Annotated in this window: 18 protein-coding genes and 2 riboswitches; of the genes, 12 read left to right on the plus strand and 6 right to left on the minus strand. The window is 62.7% G+C overall.

Annotated elements, in window-relative coordinates:
- Positions 1–61 precede the first annotated feature (61 nt).
- Positions 62–273, minus strand: a riboswitch (cobalamin riboswitch).
- A gap of 56 nt (positions 274–329) precedes the next feature.
- A riboswitch (cobalamin riboswitch) is annotated at positions 330–537 on the plus strand.
- Between the two features lie 89 nt (positions 538–626).
- Genes cobW through PSCI_RS21845 form a run of 4 tightly spaced genes read left to right on the plus strand, consistent with a single transcriptional unit; the run spans position 627 to position 7,171 of the window.
- Positions 627–1,694 (plus strand): cobalamin biosynthesis protein CobW, encoded by a 1,068-nt coding sequence (cobW, locus tag PSCI_RS21830; protein ID WP_045494723.1) that lies wholly within the window; start codon positions 627–629, stop codon positions 1,692–1,694.
- A 3-nt stretch (positions 1,695–1,697) separates the two neighbouring features.
- Entirely contained in the window at positions 1,698–5,462 is a 3,765-nt protein-coding gene (gene cobN / locus PSCI_RS21835; RefSeq protein WP_045490961.1) for a cobaltochelatase subunit CobN, read from the plus strand.
- A gap of 27 nt (positions 5,463–5,489) precedes the next feature.
- Positions 5,490–6,506 carry an ATP-binding protein gene (locus PSCI_RS21840; protein ID WP_045494726.1) on the plus strand — a complete coding sequence of 339 codons (1,017 nt, stop codon included), beginning with the start codon at positions 5,490–5,492 and terminating at the stop codon, positions 6,504–6,506.
- A 53-nt stretch (positions 6,507–6,559) separates the two neighbouring features.
- Positions 6,560–7,171, plus strand: coding sequence for a vWA domain-containing protein (locus PSCI_RS21845; RefSeq protein WP_045490964.1), 612 nt, complete (start codon positions 6,560–6,562; stop codon positions 7,169–7,171).
- Between the two features lie 138 nt (positions 7,172–7,309).
- On the opposite strand, the gene PSCI_RS21850 is transcribed toward PSCI_RS21845, so the two are convergent.
- The 3 genes from PSCI_RS21850 to PSCI_RS21860 form a co-directional block, all read right to left on the minus strand.
- Positions 7,310–8,488 (minus strand): AAA family ATPase, encoded by a 1,179-nt coding sequence (locus tag PSCI_RS21850; RefSeq protein WP_045490967.1) that lies wholly within the window; start codon positions 8,486–8,488, stop codon positions 7,310–7,312.
- 5 nt (positions 8,489–8,493) lie between these two features.
- Positions 8,494–8,676, minus strand: a complete 183-nt coding sequence (locus PSCI_RS21855) for a hypothetical protein (protein ID WP_045490969.1) — start codon at positions 8,674–8,676, stop codon at positions 8,494–8,496.
- Between the two features lie 465 nt (positions 8,677–9,141).
- On the minus strand, positions 9,142–9,408 hold the full coding sequence (locus PSCI_RS21860; protein ID WP_045490971.1) for a hypothetical protein: 267 nt from the start codon (positions 9,406–9,408) through the stop codon (positions 9,142–9,144).
- A gap of 391 nt (positions 9,409–9,799) precedes the next feature.
- Between PSCI_RS21860 and PSCI_RS21865 the strand changes: the two genes are divergently transcribed.
- Positions 9,800–11,125, plus strand: a complete 1,326-nt coding sequence (locus PSCI_RS21865; protein ID WP_045490973.1) for a sigma-54 dependent transcriptional regulator — start codon at positions 9,800–9,802, stop codon at positions 11,123–11,125.
- Here the strand turns inward: PSCI_RS21865 and PSCI_RS21870 are convergent, their stop codons facing one another.
- The gene (locus tag PSCI_RS21870; protein WP_045490975.1) at positions 11,126–11,650 is read right to left on the minus strand and encodes an AAA family ATPase; all 525 of its coding nucleotides are present in this window, start codon (positions 11,648–11,650) and stop codon (positions 11,126–11,128) included. It lies immediately after the preceding gene.
- Entirely contained in the window at positions 11,647–12,210 is a 564-nt protein-coding gene (gene pnuC, locus PSCI_RS21875; RefSeq protein ID WP_045490978.1) for a nicotinamide riboside transporter PnuC, read from the minus strand. The genes PSCI_RS21870 and pnuC overlap by 4 nt, the downstream gene beginning before the upstream one ends.
- Before the next feature lie 253 nt (positions 12,211–12,463).
- On the opposite strand from pnuC, the gene PSCI_RS21880 reads away from it, so the two are divergent.
- The 5 genes from PSCI_RS21880 (at position 12,464) to PSCI_RS21900 (ending at position 16,347) form a co-directional block, all read left to right on the plus strand.
- Entirely contained in the window at positions 12,464–13,294 is an 831-nt protein-coding gene (locus PSCI_RS21880) for an undecaprenyl-diphosphate phosphatase (RefSeq protein ID WP_045490981.1), read from the plus strand.
- The gene (locus tag PSCI_RS21885; protein WP_045490984.1) at positions 13,294–13,740 is read left to right on the plus strand and encodes a DUF1294 domain-containing protein; all 447 of its coding nucleotides are present in this window, start codon (positions 13,294–13,296) and stop codon (positions 13,738–13,740) included. Before PSCI_RS21880 ends, PSCI_RS21885 begins: the two co-directional genes overlap by 1 nt.
- Before the next feature lie 119 nt (positions 13,741–13,859).
- Positions 13,860–14,651 (plus strand): 3-oxoadipate enol-lactonase, encoded by a 792-nt coding sequence (gene pcaD / locus PSCI_RS21890; protein ID WP_045490987.1) that lies wholly within the window; start codon positions 13,860–13,862, stop codon positions 14,649–14,651.
- A gap of 74 nt (positions 14,652–14,725) precedes the next feature.
- Entirely contained in the window at positions 14,726–15,670 is a 945-nt protein-coding gene (locus tag PSCI_RS21895) for a LysR substrate-binding domain-containing protein (protein ID WP_045490990.1), read from the plus strand.
- Between the two features lie 71 nt (positions 15,671–15,741).
- Entirely contained in the window at positions 15,742–16,347 is a 606-nt protein-coding gene (locus PSCI_RS21900; RefSeq protein WP_045490993.1) for an FMN-dependent NADH-azoreductase, read from the plus strand.
- A 2-nt stretch (positions 16,348–16,349) separates the two neighbouring features.
- Here the strand turns inward: PSCI_RS21900 and PSCI_RS21905 are convergent, their stop codons facing one another.
- On the minus strand, positions 16,350–17,375 hold the full coding sequence (locus tag PSCI_RS21905; RefSeq protein WP_045490996.1) for an AraC family transcriptional regulator: 1,026 nt from the start codon (positions 17,373–17,375) through the stop codon (positions 16,350–16,352).
- A 292-nt stretch (positions 17,376–17,667) separates the two neighbouring features.
- On the opposite strand from PSCI_RS21905, the gene PSCI_RS21910 reads away from it, so the two are divergent.
- Both PSCI_RS21910 and PSCI_RS21915 read left to right on the plus strand, forming a co-directional pair.
- Positions 17,668–18,909 (plus strand): dienelactone hydrolase family protein, encoded by a 1,242-nt coding sequence (locus tag PSCI_RS21910; protein ID WP_045490999.1) that lies wholly within the window; start codon positions 17,668–17,670, stop codon positions 18,907–18,909.
- A gap of 1 nt (position 18,910) precedes the next feature.
- Positions 18,911–19,714 (plus strand): SDR family oxidoreductase, encoded by an 804-nt coding sequence (locus PSCI_RS21915; RefSeq protein ID WP_045491002.1) that lies wholly within the window; start codon positions 18,911–18,913, stop codon positions 19,712–19,714.
- Positions 19,715–19,771: the final 57 nt, after the last annotated feature.

Consider the following 19,771-nt stretch of genomic DNA (forward strand, 5'->3'; position numbering starts at 1 on the left):
GCGCACCAACCCCACCATGAAAATGGCAGGCATCGACGGCGCCCGCCCACCGCGGGGTTGTCCAATAAAGTGATTGCGGGCCGGTCTCCGGGCTTGCGAGGGACACACAGGGTGTCTGACAAAGATCGCCTTCCCGCGCGTACGCACAGTGGATAGACCTTTCGCTCGCTTACCGTTGCGGGGGCAGCACCGGACTTTGTCTGGTCAATGGACCTGAGCAGCACCGGTTTCCCGTTTCACCCCGTGAGGGGCACCCGTAACAAGGTGTGTAGCAGAGCATGGGCGGTCAGTAACGTCAATCTCGGCGTTGACCTGTCGGTGCCCACTGCGTAGCCTTGCGGCCTTGAGGTTCCTTACGCGAGTGAGGCTAAGACGGGAATGCGGTCCCAGATCTGGAAAGTCCGCAGCTGCCCCCGCAACTGTAAGCGGTCATGTTCGCTGCCGTGCCACTGCTCAACGAGCGGGAAGGCGCAGTGAATGCCTTGAAGTTCAAGGCTCCCCGCAAGCCAGGAGACCTGCCTCTAAGCATTCTCACTACAACCGGGCGGGGTGATCCGGTGGCGATCTCCAGCGAGCCATGCGCCGCTGTCGTCCTGCTTGCCCGCCGTATTGCCAAAGGGCATCCGATGAAAACACTGGCCAAGCTTCCCGTCACCATCGTTACCGGCTTTCTCGGCTCGGGTAAAACCACCTTGCTGCGGCATATGCTCGACAACGCCGAAGGGCGCCGTATCGCGGTTATCGTCAACGAATTTGGCGAGTTGGGCATCGACGGTGAAATCCTCAAGCAGTGCACCATCGGTTGTACCGAAGAAGAAGCCAGCGGTCGGGTTTACGAACTGGCCAATGGCTGCCTGTGCTGCACCGTGCAGGAAGAGTTCTTCCCGGTGATGCGCGAACTGGTCGAGCGGCGTGGCGACCTGGACCATATCCTGATCGAAACCAGCGGCCTGGCGCTGCCCAAGCCGTTGGTACAAGCTTTCCAGTGGCCGGAAATCCGCAACGCCTGCACCGTTGACGCGGTGATCACCGTGGTCGACAGCCCGGCGGTCAAGGCCGGCACTTTTGCCGCCTACCCCGATCAGGTCGATGCGCAGCGCAAGCTCGACCCTAACCTGGACCATGAGTCGCCGCTGCACGAGCTGTTTGCCGACCAACTGGCCAGCGCTGATCTGGTCATCCTCAACAAGGCCGACATGATCGACGCTGACGGTCTGGCCGCCGTGCGCGCCGAAGTGGCTGAAGAACTGCCGCCGGCGGTCAAGGTCATCGAAGCCAGCAACGGCCGCCTGCCGCTCAACGTTCTGCTGGGGGTTGGCGCCGAGTCTGAACTGCACATTGACGGGCGCAAGACTCACCATGATTCTCACCATGATGGTGAGGAGGATGACGATCACGATCACGACGCTTTCGATTCGATCTCCATCAAGCTGCCGCAAGCCGAAGAGGCTGTGTTGCTCAGTGCCCTTAATCAACTGGTGGTCGAATACGGCATCCTGCGCGTCAAGGGCTTCGCGGCCATCCCTGGCAAACCGATGCGCTTGCTGATTCAGGGCGTGGGTACGCGCTTTGACAAACACTTCGACCGCGCCTGGCGAGCCGATGAAGAGCGCGCCACGCAACTGGTGCTGATTGGTCAGGAACTGGACGCCGCTCAGCTTGAAGCGCGTCTGAACGCGGCACTGGCCGGCTGACCCATGCACCTGCTGCGAACCCAGCCCGGCGGCTTTGTACCCGACGACAGCATTGCCGATCTCGGCCAGACCCCCGCCGAGCTGGTGATTCTCTGCAGCGGTGACTCCAGCCTCGCGCTGCTGGCCGAAGCCGCCCGGCAACTGCCGGATGACTACCCAAGCCTGCGCCTGGCCAACCCGATGCAGGTCCAGAACCATGCGTCGGTCGATCTGTATGTCGAAGACGTGCTGCAGCATGCGCGGTTGATCCTGATCTCGCTGCACGGCGGCATTGGCTACTGGCGCTACGGCGTCGAGCGGCTGATGGAGCTGGCCGGGCGCGGCGTGCAGGTGATCCTGGTGCCCGGTGATGATCGCCCGGACCCTGAGCTTGCCGATCTTTCCACTGTGCCGGCCGCCGAGCGTGACCGACTCTGGCAGTACCTGCGTCAAGGCGGGCTGGATAACGCGCTGAACCTGTTCCATTGCGTGGCCAGCCACTGGTTGCAGCGCCGTTACCCTTGGCAGGAACCGCAGGCCTTGCCGCGCACCGCGATTTATCATCCGCAGCACGGCACCACCGAGCTTGCCGGTTGGCAAGCCGACTGGGACAGCGACGCGCCGGTGGCGGCGCTGCTGTTCTACCGCTCGCACTTGCAGGCAGCCAATACCGGTTTTATCGACCTGTTTTGCGCCCGTTTAAAGGCCCAGGGCCTGAATCCGCTGCCGATTGCCGTCGCCAGCCTGAAGGAGCCTGGCTGCCTGAGCGTGGTCGAAGACTGGCTGGACCAAGTCGATGCCGCGCTGATTCTGAATACCACCGGCTTTGCCCAGTCCAGCCCGGAAGCGCCGCATCTGCGCCCGTTTCGCCGCAATATCCCGGTGATCCAGGCCATTTGCGCACAAGACAACGAGCCGGCCTGGCAGGCCAGCGAGCTGGGCCTGGGGTCCCGCGACCTGGCCATGCACATCGCCTTGCCGGAACTGGACGGGCGCATCATCAGCCGACCTATCAGTTTCAAGGACCTGGCCTGGCGCAGTGAGCGCAGCCAGTCTGATGTGGTCTGCTACCGCGCCCAGCCAGAGCGCATGGACTTTGTCGCTGCCCTGGCGCACAACTGGGCGCAACTGGCCCGGCTGGCCAATGCCGACAAGCGTGTTGCACTGATTCTGGCCAACTACCCGACCCGCGATGGGCGTATCGGCAACGGTGTCGGTCTGGATACCCCGGCGGCGGCGCTGAATATTTTGCGCGCCATGCAGCAGCAGGGCTATCCGGTGCAGGACCTGCCCGCCAGCGGTACCGAACTGATCCAGCAGTTGCTCGGTGGCGTGACCAACGACCTGGAAACCCTGGACCTGCGCCCCTGCCAGCAAAGCATGGCGCTGGACGAGTACCTGCAGGCCTTTGCGCAACTGTCGAGCGCCAATCAGGCGGCCGTGACTGAGCGCTGGGGCGCGCCGCAGGCTGACCCGATGTTTCGCAGCGGACGGATGATGATCGCCGGCATCCGCCTGGGCCTGACCTTCGTCGGTATTCAGCCGGCGCGGGGTTATCAGGTCGATCCGAGCGCCGTTTACCACGACCCCGACCTGACACCGCCGCATGGTTATCTGGCGTTCTACTTCTGGCTGCGCAAGGCCTATGGCATGCATGCGGTCATTCATGTCGGCAAACACGGCAACCTGGAATGGCTGCCGGGTAAAGGCGTAGGGCTGTCGGCCGAGTGTTGGCCTGATGCGATTCTTGGCCCTACGCCCAATATCTATCCGTTCATCGTCAATGATCCGGGCGAGGGCGCCCAGGCCAAGCGGCGTACCCAGGCGGTGATCATCGATCACCTGATGCCGCCATTGACCCGCGCCGAGACCTACGGGCCGTTGCGCGACCTTGAGCTGCTGGCTGACGAATACTACGAAGCGCAACTGCTCGACCCGCGCCGTGCCCGCGAGCTGCAAAAGCAGATTCTGCAACGGGTGCGCGACACCCGGCTGGATCAGGAATTGGGGCTGGAGGCGTCGAGCAACGCCGAAGAGGATGCCGCGCTGTGGTTGCCGCGGCTGGACACTTATCTGTGTGACTTGAAGGAGTCGCAGATCCGCGACGGCCTGCATGTGTTTGGCGAGTCGCCCAGTGGCCGCCTGCGGACTGACACTTTACTGGCTTTGCTGCGCATCCCGCGGGGTGACGGTCGCGGCGCACGCTCGAGCCTGTTGCGCGCCTTGGCCAAGGCCTTCGGCCTGGGCTTTGACCCGCTCGACTGTGCGTTGGCCGAACCGTGCGAGCATCCGCGCCCGGCCGCCTTGCTGACGCTCAGTGATGATCCATGGCGCACCTTGGGTGACAGTCGCGAGCGGCTCGAATTGTACGCCGCCGGCCTGATCGAGCGGGTCACCGCCGGCCAGGCGCTGCTTGATGTGCCGCAGCACGAAGACCTGCAGTTGATTCTGGAGCACCTGCGCGAGCTGGTGGCGCCGCGCCTGGATGCTTGCGGGCCGGCCGAGATGCAAGGGCTGCTCGACGCCCTGGCCGGGCGTTTCGTGCCGGCCGGCCCTAGCGGTGCGCCGAGCCGCGGGCGGCTGGACGTACTGCCGACCGGGCGCAATTTCTTCAGTGTCGACGTGCGCAATCTGCCGACCCCGACCGCCTGGCGCATCGGCTTTCAGTCCGCCAGCCTGTTGCTGGAGCGGCATCTGCAAGACCATGGCGACTACCTGCGCCAACTGGGCCTGTCGGTATGGGGCACGGCGACCATGCGCACCGGTGGCGACGACATCGCCCAGGCCATGGCCCTGATGGGCGTACGTCCGGTGTGGGCGACCGGCAGCCAGCGGGTCGATGACTTCGAAATCCTGCCGCTGAGCTTGCTTGATCGGCCGCGGGTGGATGTGACCCTGCGGGTATCGGGGTTCTTTCGCGATGCGTTCGCCAGCCTGATCAAGCTGTTCGATGCTGCCGTGCAGGCGGTGGCGGCGCTGGATGAGCCAGACGACATGAACCCGCTCGCTGCCCGGGTGCGCCAGGAGCGTCTTGAGTTGCAAGCCAGCGGTATGGATGCCGAGCAGGCTGCACGTCAGGCCGGCTGGCGGATTTTCGGCGCCAAGCCTGGCGCTTATGGGGCAGGCGTGCAGGGTGCTATTGACGCTCGCCTGTGGCAGAGCCGTGACGACCTGGCCGAGGTATACCTGAACTGGGGCGGTTACGCCTACGGCGCCAGTGATGACGGCACGCCGGCACGCCAGGATTTTGCCCGACGCCTGTCGCAGGTCGAGGCGGTGCTGCAAAATCAGGACAATCGCGAGCATGACTTGCTCGATTCCAATGACTATTACCAGTTCCAGGGCGGCATGCTCGCCGCTGCCGACACCCTGCGCGGCGCCAAGACTGCCAGCTACCACGGCGATCATAGCCAGCCCGACTTGCCGAAGATCCGTACCCTCAAAGAGGAGCTGAACCGGGTGATCCGTTCTCGGGCGGCTAACCCGAAGTGGATCGACGGCGTGAAGCGCCATGGTTATAAAGGCGCCTTCGAGATGGCTGCGACCCTGGATTTCCTGTTCGGTTTCGATGCCACCACTGAACTGATCGACGACCACCAGTACGAGTTGCTGGCCGACGCTTATCTGCTGGACGGCGCAACCCGTGAGTTCATTCAGCAACACAACCCTGACGCGCTGCGCGACATGACCGAGCGCATGCTCGAAGCCCAGCAGCGCGGCCTGTGGCAGGCGCCGGGCGACTATCGTGAAGCGCTGGAAACCTTGCTGCTGGATATTGAAGAGAATTGAATCGTGCTTAATACCACCCCTATTGATCTGGCCGATGTCGCCCCACACTTCCCGCTGGCGGCGGTGGTTGGGGCCGATCAGCTAAAGCTGGCGTTGTGTCTGACCGCCATCGACCCGAAAATCGGTGGAGTACTCATCGAAGGCCCACGGGGCATGGCCAAATCGACCCTGGCCCGTGGCCTGGCTGACCTGCTGGCAGGCGGTGCGTTTGTCACGCTGCCGCTGGGCGCCAGTGAAGAGCGTCTGGTCGGCACCCTCGACCTGGACGCGGCGCTGGGCCAGGGCAGGGCGCAGTTCTCTGCCGGTGTATTGGCCAAGGCCGATGGCGGGGTGCTGTATGTCGATGAGGTCAACCTGCTGGCCGATCACCTGGTGGATTTGCTGCTCGACGTCGCGGCCAGTGGCACTAACCTGGTGGAGCGTGACGGCATTTCCCATCGCCACGCAGCGCGCTTCATCCTGATCGGTACGATGAACCCGGAGGAGGGCGAGTTGCGTCCGCAACTGCTCGACCGCTTTGGCCTTAACGTAGCCCTCAGTGGCCAGACGCCACCGACCGAGCGTGGGCAGATCATCCGCCGCCGTTTGCAGTTCGACAGCGACCCGCAGGCTTTCTGCGCTCAATGGCAAGGCGAGCAACAGGCGCTGCAACAACGCTGTGCAACGGCCCGTGAGCGGCTCAACCGCATTGAGCTGGACGAACAGAGCCTGAACCAGATTAACCAACGGTGTTTTGCCGCCGGGGTCGATGGCTTGCGGGCCGACCTGGTCTGGCTGCGCGCTGCCCGCGCTCACGCCGCCTGGCGCGGCGGCGAGGCGATTAGCGAGGAAGATATCGACGCAGTGGCCGAGTTCGCCTTGCGTCATCGTCGTCGTAATACCACCCCTATCGAAGATTCTGCTACCGAGTCCAGATTGCATTCCAACCCCGGTAATCAGCCAGAACAGCAGGATTCAGGCCAGGGCAGTTGGGGTGAATTACCGGCGCAGAATGTGCCCACCGCGCAGCGCCGGCAAGTGCCGAGCTGGCCAAAAAAGCCCTAGGCATTCGTCCCCGCCAGGCCAAGGGGGCGGATGCCAGCCCCAGGCGCGGCACACTGGCCGGTGGCCGACTTGGCGCCGCACGGGCAGGGCAGCATGGGCCAATTGCCTGGCTGCCGACGTTGCTCCGTGGCCGGCCCAAAGCCGCCCGCGACCTGATCCGCCAGCCGCGTAGCCAGCGCCCGCAAGAACTGCTGCTGGTGGTGGTCGACGCCTCCGCCTCGACCCGGCGCAATCAGGGGCTGAGCCTGGCCAAAGGCGTCTTGGCACAGACCTTCGACGATGCCTACCGCCGCCGGGCTCGCCTGGCATTGCTTACCGCCAGCGGCAGTCAGCCACGCTGGCAGCATCAAGGGCTCAAGGCTTCACGCGCTTTGCAACCCTGGCTCGACAGCCTGGGCGCGGGCGGCGGTACCCCGCTGGCTGAAGCGCTACACCAAGCGGCGCAGTGGCTGAGCCAACGGCGCAAGTGTCATCCTGCAGAGCAGCAACGGTTGTTGGTGCTGACCGATGGACGTCTCGCGCAGTTGCCAGCCTTGCCGGTGTTCGATTGCCCGGGGTTGCTGGTGGATATCGAGACCGGGCCGATCCGGCTGGGGCGGGCAAGGGCGCTGGCGGATGGGTTGAGGGTCGAGTACCGGCACGTAGAGGATCTGCGATATGCCTGATACCGCGTCTTCGTATATCAGATAGTGCACATGTGGGAGCGACTTTGGTCGCGAAGGGGTCATGACATTCACAGCAAATGTCCTGGTTTTACTGGCCTTTGCGTCGGAGTGCCGCCACACCAAGGTCCATCCCCGCGTTCACGCCGGCCACTGCCACGCCGGCCCATCCAGCAAACCATGCTGCCCTTGCACTCGGGTCTGGCCCAGCTCCTTTTCCAGCACCAGACTGACACAATCCGGCGATTGCTCCAGCGCGGCGACCAGGCGGCTGGAGTGCGACACCACCCAGACCTGACTGCGCGTCGCCGCTTGAGCGATCAGCCGGGCCAATGCTGGAAGCAAGTCCGGATGCAGGCTGCTTTCCGGTTCGTTGAGCACCATTAGCGCGGGCGGGCGCGGGGTGAGCAGGGCGGCGACCAGCAGCAGATAACGCAGGGTGCCGTCGGAAAGCTCACTGACCAGCAGCGGACGCAGCATGCCCGGTTGTTGCAACGCGAGGATGAACAGACCATCGCGCACCTGGATTTGCATGGTGGAGCCGGGAAACACATCGTCGATGGCGGCATCCAGCGCTTGCGGATCGCCAATCTCACGAATGGTCTGCAGCGCTGCGGCCAGATCGCGGCCACTGTGGTGCAACACCGGGGTGCGGGTGCCCACCTGTGGCTGGCGTGCCGGCGCCGCGTTGTCGGTGCGGAAATGATCGTAGAAACGCCAGTCGCGCAGCTGATTGCGCAGGGCTTCGATCTCCGGGCAGTCCAGGCTGCCACCGGTATCGAACAGGCTGTAAAACTCTGGCAGGCGGTTGCTCAAGCTGCGCCATTCGCGGTTGTCACGCATCCGCACGTTCGGGCCTTTGCGCTCCACCAGTACGGCGGCCGGGCGATACACGGGACCTGCCCAGATCACCTCGCGCTTGATCTGTGGGTCGCGGCTGAACAGTGACGGGCTGAGACGGCCTTCGCCGGAATTGGACTCCGGCAGACCCAGGCTTAGCGCGTAACTGAAGTCCTCACCGGCAAACCCCAGGCGCATGCGTTGTGGCGTACGGCGGTGCAGGCCTTGCACCGGAGCCTCACCGCGTAACACGGCCTTGGAAAACGTCTCCGGTCCCGCCCAGAAACATGAATCCAGCCCACCCTCGCGAGCAATACCTTGCACCACCCCGTCCTGGGCGGTCTCTGCCAGCAGGCGCAGGGCGCGATACAGGTTGGACTTGCCGCTGCCGTTGGCTCCGGTGACCACCGTCAATTTGCCCAGCGAGAGTTGCAGGCTGTGCAGGGAGCGATAGTTTTCGATGGCGAGGGTATGTAACAAGGGCGTCAGACCGGCGAGTTGGTGTTGTGTGCTGCGCGGATAGCGTTAGCCTTATCGATGATTTGCTGCTGCTCAGCCGCGGCACGACGCTGCACCTCGGCATAAAACGCTTCGCGCTCGGCATGAGAGGTGTATTTGTAAAACTGTGCCAGTCGGGCAAGTGGTTTTTCAGTCGGCTTCTGCATCATCGCCGTGCTCTGACGGTGAGGACCTTCATAAGGTGCTTCTCACTGTAGGGCTCAGGGATAAGCAGGTCAATCAAGCCGCCAATGCGCGATCCAACAGGTTTTGAGTGTTGGCAGTGGATTGTCTTGCAAAAGCTGGCTGTTGCTGGATGGGATTAGATCCGAGGATACGCAATGATTGCAGCGCACCTTTGATGGTGCGCTGGCAGATAAGGCGTCTTGGGTGATGCGATTCAAGTTCGCCCTGTTTTGCGTTGTTGCACGCAGGCAGTCCTGATCAAAAATCGTAACGCAGACTCACCGTCGCGCTGCGGGGTTCGCCCCAGGTATAAGTGCTGTCGATGATGGGGGGGTACTTTTTGTCCAGCAATGTGCTGTTTGATGGCGCGTAAACGTGGCACTAAAAGTGGCGTTTGATCATTGCCAAACGCCACTTTTAAAGTAACCGAGTCGTCAGTTACTTGAACTTCAGGCTGGCATGGTCCAAGGCTGAAGTGCGTGGCCATCGCGGCTTAGTTCTTCACGAGCCTGTTGCAAGGCATTGGCCAGTTGCACGGGATCGGAGTAGGTGCCGCGTGGAAGTTGTTGGCGTCCGATACGTGCGCTGAAGCGGTCGAGCACGGTCAGGCTGATTTCGCCGCTGCCATCTTGCGGGCCCCAGGCCACGCATTTGAAGGGATGGAAGGCTTTGCCAGCAATCAACAGTGCATCATTAAAGCGCAGTGGGGCGTTCATGGTCTATTCCTCAAAAGAGCCCAATCAGTCCAATGCAGTCTCGTCGGTGGGCTCACCAATCGGCTGCTTATTGATGTTGATGTCTGTCGAACATCACAAGTCACACATCTCGCGATTTATTTTCAGATTTTTTACGTGAGTAGCGTCATGTAGTAATCCTACGCAATTTTATCGCTTGTGCTGGCGCAACTAAGACTGTGGCTATCGCGCAAGGTTCCCCGCCGCATAAGTGTATAAGCGCACAAACAGTCGCTGGTTATGAGGCTTAGATCCAAACGGTACAAGGCACTGTCAAATTTTTGCTAATGTAACAATCCAAAGCTTCAACATCCTGTTTACAAAGCGAATTTTGATAAATCTCAGCGACGCCGTGCGCCAAGGAATACACCCCATGAATGAACCGGCCCCTACGCGACGTCTGTTGATCGTAGATCCCTGTGACGATTGTCATCAGCTGATTCCCGTGCTGCACGCGGCGGGCTGGGCGGTTGACAGCAGTTCACTGGAGTCTGCGCTGAACCTGGGTTGTGATGTCGGCCTGATCCGCCTGATGCCTTATCACTTTGAACATCCTGAAGCCGTGCGGGAGCTGATTACCCGCAGCAATACCGAATGGATCGCGGTGCTGACCGCCGAAGATCTGCGCCGCGAGAAGGTCGGTGATTTTGTCTGTGAATGGTTTTTCGACTTCCACACCTTGCCGTTCGACATTACCCGGATGCAGGTTACCTTGGGGCGGGCATACGGGATGGCCCGCTTGCGTGCGCAGGGCGCGGCGCAGGTTCAGGTTTCTGACCAGGAAATGCTTGGCGAAAGCCGGCCGATTCGCGAATTGCGGCGGCTGCTCGGCAAGCTGGCACCGACCGACTCTCCGGTGCTGGTGCGCGGTGAGCGCGGGACCGGCAAGGAGCTGGTGGCGCGAACCCTGCACAACCAGTCACAACGCCGTAACCAGCCGTTTGTGGCCGTGCATTGCGGGGCGATTGCCGAGCATCTGGTGCATGCCGAACTGTTCGGCCACGAGAAGGGCGCCTTCAACGGCGCTCAAGAGCGCAAGATCGGCAAGATCGAGTCGGCCAATGGCGGCACGCTGTTTCTGGATGAAATTGGCGACCTGCCGCTTGAGGCGCAGGGGCAGTTGCTGCGTTTTCTTCAGGACCGGCAGATCGAGCGGATAGGTGCCAGCGAACCGGTCGCGGTGGATGTCCGAGTGATTGCCGCTACCCATGTCGACCTGGAAGCCGCGATTCGCAAGAAGCGCTTTCGCGAAGATCTCTACTACCGGCTCAATGTGCTGCAGGTCGGCACCGCGCCGTTGCGCGAGCGGCATGGCGATCTGGCGATGCTGGCCAACTACTTTGCGCACTTCTACAGCCAGGAAACCGGGCGTCGGGCGCGTAACTTCAGTCAGGACGCATTGATCGCGATGGGCAAGCATGACTGGCCGGGCAATGTTCGTGAGCTGGCCAACCGGGTGCGACGGGGTCTGGTGCTGGCCGAAGGGCGGCAGGTAGAGGCCAGTGACCTGGGGCTGCTGGGCGAGGAAGAGATCTCCAGCACCATGGGCACCCTTGATGATTACAAGTCACGGGCCGAGCGTCAGGCGCTGTGCGATGTGCTGACCCGCCACAGTGACAATCTCAGCGTGGCGGCCAAGGTGTTGGGCATTTCGCGACCGACCTTCTACCGGTTGCTGCACAAGCACCAGATTCGCTGATCAGCGTCCCAGCAGTTCGCTGACGGCCTGCATGACCCGCTCATGGCGCAGTTGCCAGTCACCTTCAATCACTTGATAACGCTGGTCGTTGGCGTGCAGCCACTGGCGGCTGGCCTCGAAGAATGCCAGGCGCTCGTTCAGGTCGGGCTGGCAGCGCTGACCATCGTCACACCAGGGCACATCCTTGGGGCTGAGCAGCAGGTGCAGATCGTACTGGCGGGCCAGCAGTTGAGCTTCCAGCCAGGCCGGGCAGTCATTGAAGATCGTGCGGCTCCAGAGCATGTTGCTCAGCAGGTGGGTGTCGAGAATCAACAGCGCCGGGGCACTGGCGCGGGCGGCATCCTCCCAGGCCAGCTGGCCTTGCGCGATGGGCGTGATGTCGGCATAAACCGTGTCACGGCCTTCGCGGTCGATGAAGTGGCGCACGTACTCGCCCACCTGTACACCGCCGAAACGCGCGTGAATTTCACCGGCCAGCCAGCTTTTGCCGCTGGACTCGGGGCCTGCCAATACCAGAACCTTCATCGCGCCGGCACCATCGCAGTGCGCCACTCACGCCAGCCCTGGATGGCCAGCAAGGTAAACAGTGCGTACAGCGCTGCGGTCAGGTACAGCGCTTTATAAAGGAACAAACCAACGAAAATGACATCAAGGACGATCCACAATGGCCAGCATTGCAGGCGCTTCTGGGCCATCCACACTTGTGCCACCAGGCTGAAGCCAGTGAGCGCAGCGTCCAGCCACGGCTGGGCAGCGTCGGTAAAGTGGGCCATGCCGGCGCCGAGTGCGGCGCTGATCAACGCCCCGATTGCCAAGCCCGTCCACACGGCGCCATTACCCAGCGCAGTGACTGCACGCACCGGCAGCCCCTCGCCATGCCGGGTCCATTGCCAGAACCCATACACCTGAAGCACGGCGTACACCAGTTGCAAAAGCATGTCCGAGTACAGCTTCACATCGAAAAAGATCCAGCTGTAGATAAGCACCATCACCAGGCCGATCGGCCAGCACAGCGGGTTTTGCCGTACGGTCAGCCAGACCGCAAGCGCGCCCAGTGCGGCAGCGAACAGTTCAATCCCGGACATGCAGGCTCCTTGCAGAAGGCGGGTAAATGGAAACGGGCGGCGATTGTAAGCCGTTGTCAGACTTTGAGGGAGCCTGCCGAACCCAAATGTGTGGTAACAGTCGTACAGCCAGCCGACAGGCGAACTGATTCAGCCTCTGCTAGGATTTGCCCGCTTTGCGCGCAGCGGTCCATGGCAGTACGGCTTTCGCGCATCGCTTACCAACCACAAGACTGACCGGCGTGCCGCACGGCGACGCCGCTATGGGGGAATGATGGATGTATGGGCCGCCGTCCAGGCGTTGATTCTGGGCATTGTGGAAGGTTTGACGGAATTTTTGCCGATCTCAAGTACCGGTCACCAGATCATTGTGGCTGACCTGATCGGCTTCGGTGGTGAACGGGCCATGGCGTTCAACATCATCATCCAGCTCGGTGCGATTCTGGCGGTGGTCTGGGAGTTTCGCAGCAAGATCTTCGAGGTGGTTCTCGGCCTGCCGCGTCAGCGCCAGGCGCAGCGCTTCACCGGCAACCTGCTGATTGCTTTCATGCCAGCGGTGGTGCTGGGCGTGCTGTTTGCCGACCTGATCCATCACTACCTGTTCAACCCGATTACCGTGGCCGTGGCGCTGGTGCTTGGCGGGATCGTCATGCTCTGGGCCGAACGCCGTGAGCATGTGATCAAGGTCGAGCAGGTCGATGACATGAAATGGACCGACGCACTGAAGATCGGCTGTGCCCAGTGCCTGGCGATGATTCCGGGCACCTCGCGGTCCGGCTCGACCATCATCGGCGGCCTGCTGTTTGGCCTATCGCGCAAGGCGGCCACCGAGTTCTCATTCTTCCTGGCCATGCCGACCATGGTCGGTGCAGCGGTGTATTCAGGCTACAAGTACCGTGACCTGTTCCAGCCGGCTGATTTTCCGGTGTTCGCCATCGGTTTCGTGGTGTCGTTCATCTTCGCCATGATCGCCGTGCGCGGTCTGTTGAAGTTCATCGCCACTCACAGCTACGCGCTGTTCGCCTGGTACCGGATCGCCTTTGGTCTGCTGATCCTGGCCACCTGGCTGTTCGGCTGGGTCGACTGGTCCACGGCGCAAGGCTGATGAGCCGCACACGCAGCCCGGCGCCTGCGCGTCAGCAACCACGCCGACAGCCCCACCAGCCAGTGCGTGCGCTACGCATCAAACTGCTGGTGGGGCTGGGGTTGTGTGCGCTGCCGGTGGCAGGCATCGCCGGCAGGTGGCCGCAAAGTGCCATGCTGGTCTGCGCGGCGCTGTACCTGCTGATGAGCCTGCTTGCCTTGCTGCTGTATCGGCACGACAAGCGTCAGGCCGGGCAGGGCGGTCAGCGCGTTGCCGAAAATACCTTGCACCTCATTGAACTGCTCGGTGGCTGGCCCGGTGCGTTGCTGGCCCAGCAGCTGTATCGACACAAGACCCGCAAACTGTCCTTCCAGATCGTATTCTGGCTGATCGTGATCGCGCACCAGATCTTCTGGGTTGACTGGGTATTGCTGGAGCGGCAGCTGTCGGCGTTTTTGCTGGTCTGAAGCCGATTGAACTGCCAGGCGTCGAAGCTGTTCGATAGTCGCACGAATAATCGCCCCGTGGATTGTCTCAGCCCGGTGCCCTCGCTAGTGTGCAGCTTTTGACTGATCTGGAGCCGCGAATGTCTGCCGTGCAACTTGCCGATGGCGAACTCAACTACCTGCTCGAAGGCCCGGCCAATGCCCCGGTGCTGGTGCTGTCCAATTCACTGGGCACTGACCTGCACATGTGGGACAACCAGATCGCGGCGTTCACCGAGCACTTTCGCGTGTTGCGCTACGACACTCGTGGGCACGGCCGTTCGCTGGTCACCGAAGGCCCGTACAGCATCGAGCAGAACGGCCGTGACGTACTGGCCTTGCTTGACGCGCTGGATATCCGCCAGGTGTATTTCTGTGGCCTGTCGATGGGCGGCCTGATCGGCCAATGGCTGGCGATCAACGCCCCGCAGCGCCTGCACCGGGTGGTGCTGTGCAACACCGCAGCGAAGATCGGCAGTGCCGAGATCTGGGATCCGCGTATCGAGACAGTGTTGCGCAACGGACCTGCGGCCATGGTTGCGCTACGTGATGCCTCGATTGCCCGCTGGTTCACCGCGCAATTTGCCAGCCGTGAGCCGGGCAAGGTCGAACCGGTGGTCGGCATGCTGGCCCAGACCTCGCCGCAGGGTTACGCCGCCAACTGCGCGGCGGTACGCGACGCCGATTACCGTGAGCAGATCGCCTCGATCAGGTTGCCGGTGCTGGTGGTCTGTGGAACTCAGGATGCAGTGACCACCCCTGAACATGGCCGCTTCATGAGCGAGCGCATCGTCGGTGCGCAGCAGGTCGACCTGCATGCCGCGCACCTGTCCAGCGTCGAAGCCGGTGCGGCATTCAGTGAGCCGGTGCTGGCGTTCCTCACCGCGCAGTGAACGCGCGCGCCAGGCCTGCCTGTCCGGGCAGGCCGCTGGCATAATGGCCGCTTCGACCTGTTCAAGGTGCTGCGGTGTTCGATCTCAACGATCTCTACTATTTCGTCCAGGTGGTCGACTGCCAGGGCTTTGCCGCTGCCAGCCGCAAGCTGGGCATTCCCAAATCCAGGCTTAGCCGGCGCATTGCCGGGCTGGAAGAGCGCCTGGGTGTACGTCTGATCCAGCGCTCCACGCGCAAGTTCGCGGTCACCGAGAGTGGCCGCAGTTATCACGCCCATTGCCTGGCGATGCTGGTCGAAGCCGAGGCGGCCGAAGAGTCGATCATGCGCTCGCGCGCCGAGCCACAGGGGCGGGTAAACATCAGTTGCCCGCCAATGCTGGCAACCATCGGGGTCAATCAGGCGATTGCGCGCTTTATGGCCGAGCATCCCAAAGTCGAGGTCCATGTCGAAAGCACTAACCGGCGCGTCGATCTGCTCGCTGAGCAGGTGGATATCGCGCTGCGCGTGCGCTTCCCGCCATTGGAGGACGACGGGCTGGTGGTCAAGACCCTCGGCCACAGCGGCCAGGCGCTGGTCGCTCATCCGGATCTGGCCGCCCTGCTGGCGGCCGATGCGGGCATTGAGGCGTTGTCCGGGTTACCCAGTGTCAGTCAGGGCGCAGCCAGCCATGAGTATTGCTGGCGGCTGCAGACCGGACCAGGCCGGTACCGCGAGGTGCGGCATAGCCCGCGGCTGGTCAGCTCGGACCTGAATATCCTGCGCGATGCGGCTTTGCAGGGGGTGGGCATCGCCCAGTTGCCGCAAGTCATGATCGAACAAGACATTGAGCAAGGGCGCTTGGTGGAGTTGTTTGCCGATCATCCACCTGCCTGCGGCGTCGTGCATGCCGTATTCGCTTCCCGACGCGGCTTGCTGCCAGCCGTTCGGGGGCTGCTGGATGCCTTTGCCCAAGTGTTTGCCGATATCCAGGTTGATTGTTCCGGCAGTAGAACGAAGCGTCGCATTTACCCCGACTAATCAATTATTGTTACTGCCGCTAGGATGCTGCCCACGTATCGCCATCAGGCGAATTTCATTTCGGAGGCATCATGACTATTCTGCACATCGATTCGAGCATCCTCGGCGAGCACTCGGCTTCTCGCCAGCTCAGCCTGCGTGTCGCCCAGGCAATTCAGGCCGCTGAGCCTGACAGCCAGCTGGTGTACCGCGATCTGGCCCGTGATGAACTGGGGCATTTCTCCGCTGCCAGCCTGGCCGCCGCCGGCACCCCTGAGCAAAGCCGTAGCGCGGCGCAGCAACAAGAGGCCGCGCACAATCAGGCGATTCTCGACGAGTTCCTCGGCGCCGACGTGCTGGTGGTCGGTGCGCCGATGTACAACTTCACCATCCCCAGCCAGCTCAAGGCCTGGTTCGACCGCATCATGGTGGCGGGCAAGACCTTTCGTTACAGCGAGAGCGGGCCTGAAGGTCTGTGCACCGGCAAAAAGGTGATCGTGGTTTCTACCGCCGGCGGTCTGCATGTCGGCCAACCCACCGGCGTCGGCCATGAAGAACTGCTCAAGGCGCTGTTTGGCTTCATTGGCATTACAGAGGTGAAGTTCGTCCGTGCCCATGGCCTGGCTTACGGTGACGAACCGCGCGCCCAGGCGTTGCACGCGGCGCAGCAAGACATTGAAGAGACGCTGCTGGCCTGATGTCACTGGGCGCGAAAACGCAGGGTCGCTGACGGCAACTCACCGTAGCGCTTGCGGTACTCCTGCGAGAAGCGTCCCAGATGGGCGAAGCCCCATTTCATCGCAATATCGGTCACTGATGCCTCATGGTTGGCGCACAGTTCACTGTGCACCCGCTCCATGCGCACATCGCGCAGGTACGCCATGGGGCTGGTGCCGGTGAACTCGCGAAAACCGGCGAACAGGCTGCGCACACTGACCTGCGCCTGTTCGGCCAGTTGCTCGATGCTCAACGGCTCGTGGGCATGGGCGCGGATGAACTCCTCGGTGCGCTTGACGAACCAGGGCGACACCCGGCGCCGGTCGCCCGGCGTCTCCAGGCTGCGCAGGTTGTTTGGCTGACCATAGATCAGGGCATTGAGCAGGGTCGACTCGAACTGCTTGAGCACCAGTGGCTGGTGGATCGGGTGGGCGTCACAACTGAGCGCCTCGATCAGGGTCGCGAGCAATTGCAGAAAGTAACTGCCCCCGGGTGTGTCCAGGCAAATTTGCGGGGCAAACTGCAGCGGGCGATCGAGGTGGTGGCCCAGGTGCTGGCGGCAATGGCGTTCCAGGTCGCTGCGCTCCAGGCGCAAGGTCAATTGCGGTGAGTCCGCTGCCCAGCGCATCTGCACCGGGCTGTCTGGCGATATCAGCGAAGCACAGGCGGGCGATGAGGTGAAGGTCTGGCCTTCACAGTGAATCTCGGCGCTGCCACGCATCGGCATCTGCAGTAAAAAGAAGCTCTCCAGCCGACCGGGGTCGATGATGACCTGCGCGCCGTATTCCAGGCGGCTAAGCGACAGGCTACCGCGCCGCAGGTGGTGCATCGAGGCGCTGATTGCCTGTGACGCCCTGGCCGAGCGCAATTCATGGGCCTTGAAAACGGTGCTGACGTTATTGCGGATGCTGTCGGCATCATTAAGCAGAAACAGCCTGTTCGCCGGGGTGAACAGCCGGGTGTCTGCAAAACGATCGCTGCCGGTCGCCAATCGGGTCTCGGAGTTCATGGGGTACCTCTCGCACGCACGGTTTGCGAGCAGAGTGTGCAACCCTGTTACCGGGCTTTTGCACTATCCGGATACTGCATGCAGCCAGCGGACAGCGGTGCACTTCTGCTGTTTCTTATGACCACTTGAAGCGGCCTTTACACCAGAATTAGCAATAGCTGCGCCAGTTTTGCCGGGGTTCGTGCATTTTCAGTTTTCTGCACGCAGCGGACAGCCCTGCGCTGGGTGGATAGTTAGCCGCAGCCGCCCGCCGCAAGAATGTTTCCAACTTCCCCATGTTGGAGACATGCACATGAAAGGTCGCTATATCGAGATCAGCGCATCAGGCGGCGAAAGGTTCAGTGGTTACCTGGCGCCTGCGGTGGGCGGTAAAGGTCCGGGTGTGGTGCTGTGCCAGGAGATTTTCGGCGTCAACCTGGCCATGCGTGAAGTGGCCGATCAGTTGGCCGAAGAGGGCTATACGGTGCTGGTGCCGGACCTGTACTGGCGGCAGGTGCCGGGCATCGAGCTGGGTTACACCGACAAAGACTTCGCCATTGCCTACTCGCTGTACCAGGGCTTTGCTGAAAACCTTGGTGTTGACGATATCGCCAGCAGCCTGGCGGCCCTGGTGCAGTTGCCGGAGTGCACGCCGGGCGCCCAAGCGGTGGTCGGTTACTGCCTGGGCGGCAAGCTGGCCTATCTGGCCGCCTGCCGCTTGCCGCAAGTGGCCTGCGCAGTGGGTTACTACGGGGTCGGCATCGAAAATGCCCTGGCTGAACTCGAAGGCTTGCAAGGCCGGCGGCTGGTGCTGCATCTGGCCGGCAATGATCAGTTTTGCCCGCCAGCGGCGCAGGCACAGATCCAGGCTGCGGCTGCCCAGACAACCGGCCTGACCTGCCACCTGTACCCCGGCGTCGACCATGCGTTTGCCCGGCCTGCCGGTCATCACTTCGACAAGGGCGCAGCGCAGATCGCCCACGAGCGTACCGTGGCGGCGCTGCGCCTGAGCATCGGCCCGGATTACGACCTGTCGGCGCTGTGGGAAGAGCACATTCGCCATGAGTTCGATACCCGCGACGTGCCCGCGACCATGGCCACCATGGTTGCCGAACCCTATGTCAACCATATTCCAACCATGACCGGCGGGGTCGGTTACGCCCAGCTCAGCCGCTTCTACCAGCACCATTTTGTGCACGGCAACCCCGCCGACATGGCCCTGACGCCGATCTCGCGCACCGTCGGCCAGACCCAGATCGTCGATGAGTTCATCATGACCTTCACCCACGACAGCGTCATCGACTGGATGCTGCCCGGCGTGCCGCCCACCGGGCGCAAGGTCGAGATCCCGATGCTGGGTGTGGTGCGGTTTCGCGGGCCGAAACTGTGCCATGAGCACATCTATTGGGACCAGGCCAGCGTGCTGGTCCAGATTGGCCTGCTGGACCCCGCCGGGTTGCCGGTGGCCGGACGCGAGACCGCCGACAAATTGCGCGACGAGCGCCTGCCGTCCAACACCCTGATGCCCAATTGGGCCGCCAGTGTGGAGGCCTGAGATGAGCGAGTTCATTCGTAACGACGCCCTCAACGGCAAGCTGGCACTGGTCAGTGGCGGCGCAACCCTGATCGGCATGGCCGTGGCCCGCGCACTGATCGACGCCGGTGCCAGAGTGGTACTGCTGGACATCGATGCCGGCGCCGGTGAGCGAGCGGCCGAGCTGTTGGGCGAGGGCGGCGCATTTGTGGCCCTGGACATCACCGATGATGCTGCGCTGGCCCGTGCCACCGCAGATATCCGTGAACGCTTTGGCACGGTGGACCTGCTGATCAATCTGGCCTGCACCTATCTGGACGACGGCTTTGCTTCGCCGCGTCAGGACTGGTTGCGCGCCCTGGACGTCAATCTGGTTTCGGCCGTGGCGCTGGCGCAGGCACTGCACCCGGACCTCAAGGCGCGCCGCGGTGCCATCGTCAACTTCAGCTCGATCTCGGCCAGTTGCGCGCAGACCGGGCGCTGGATCTACCCGGTGTCCAAGGCCGCGATGCGCCAGCTGACCCGCAGCATGGCCATGGATTTTGCCGCGGATGGTATCCGGGTCAACTCGGTGTCGCCGGGCTGGACCTGGTCGCGAGTCATCGCCGAGGTCAGTGGTGGCGAGCGCAGCAAGGCCGACCGTGTCGCGGCCGACTACCACCTGCTGGGCCGGCTCGGCGAGCCGCAGGAGGTCGCCAGTGTCGTGGCGTTCCTGTGTTCGCCTGCGGCCAGCTTCGTCACCGGTGCCGATTACGCCGTCGATGGTGGTTACTCGGTGATGGGCCCGGAACAGAGCCGCCCGGCCATCGCGCGCCTGGCTATGTAGGAGCGGCTTCAGCCGCGAACAGCAGCCGCAAACAGCAACAGCGGCGCCCGTCAGCGC

It is taken from the genome of Pseudomonas sp. StFLB209 (genome assembly GCF_000829415.1).
Lineage (GTDB): Bacteria > Pseudomonadota > Gammaproteobacteria > Pseudomonadales > Pseudomonadaceae > Aquipseudomonas.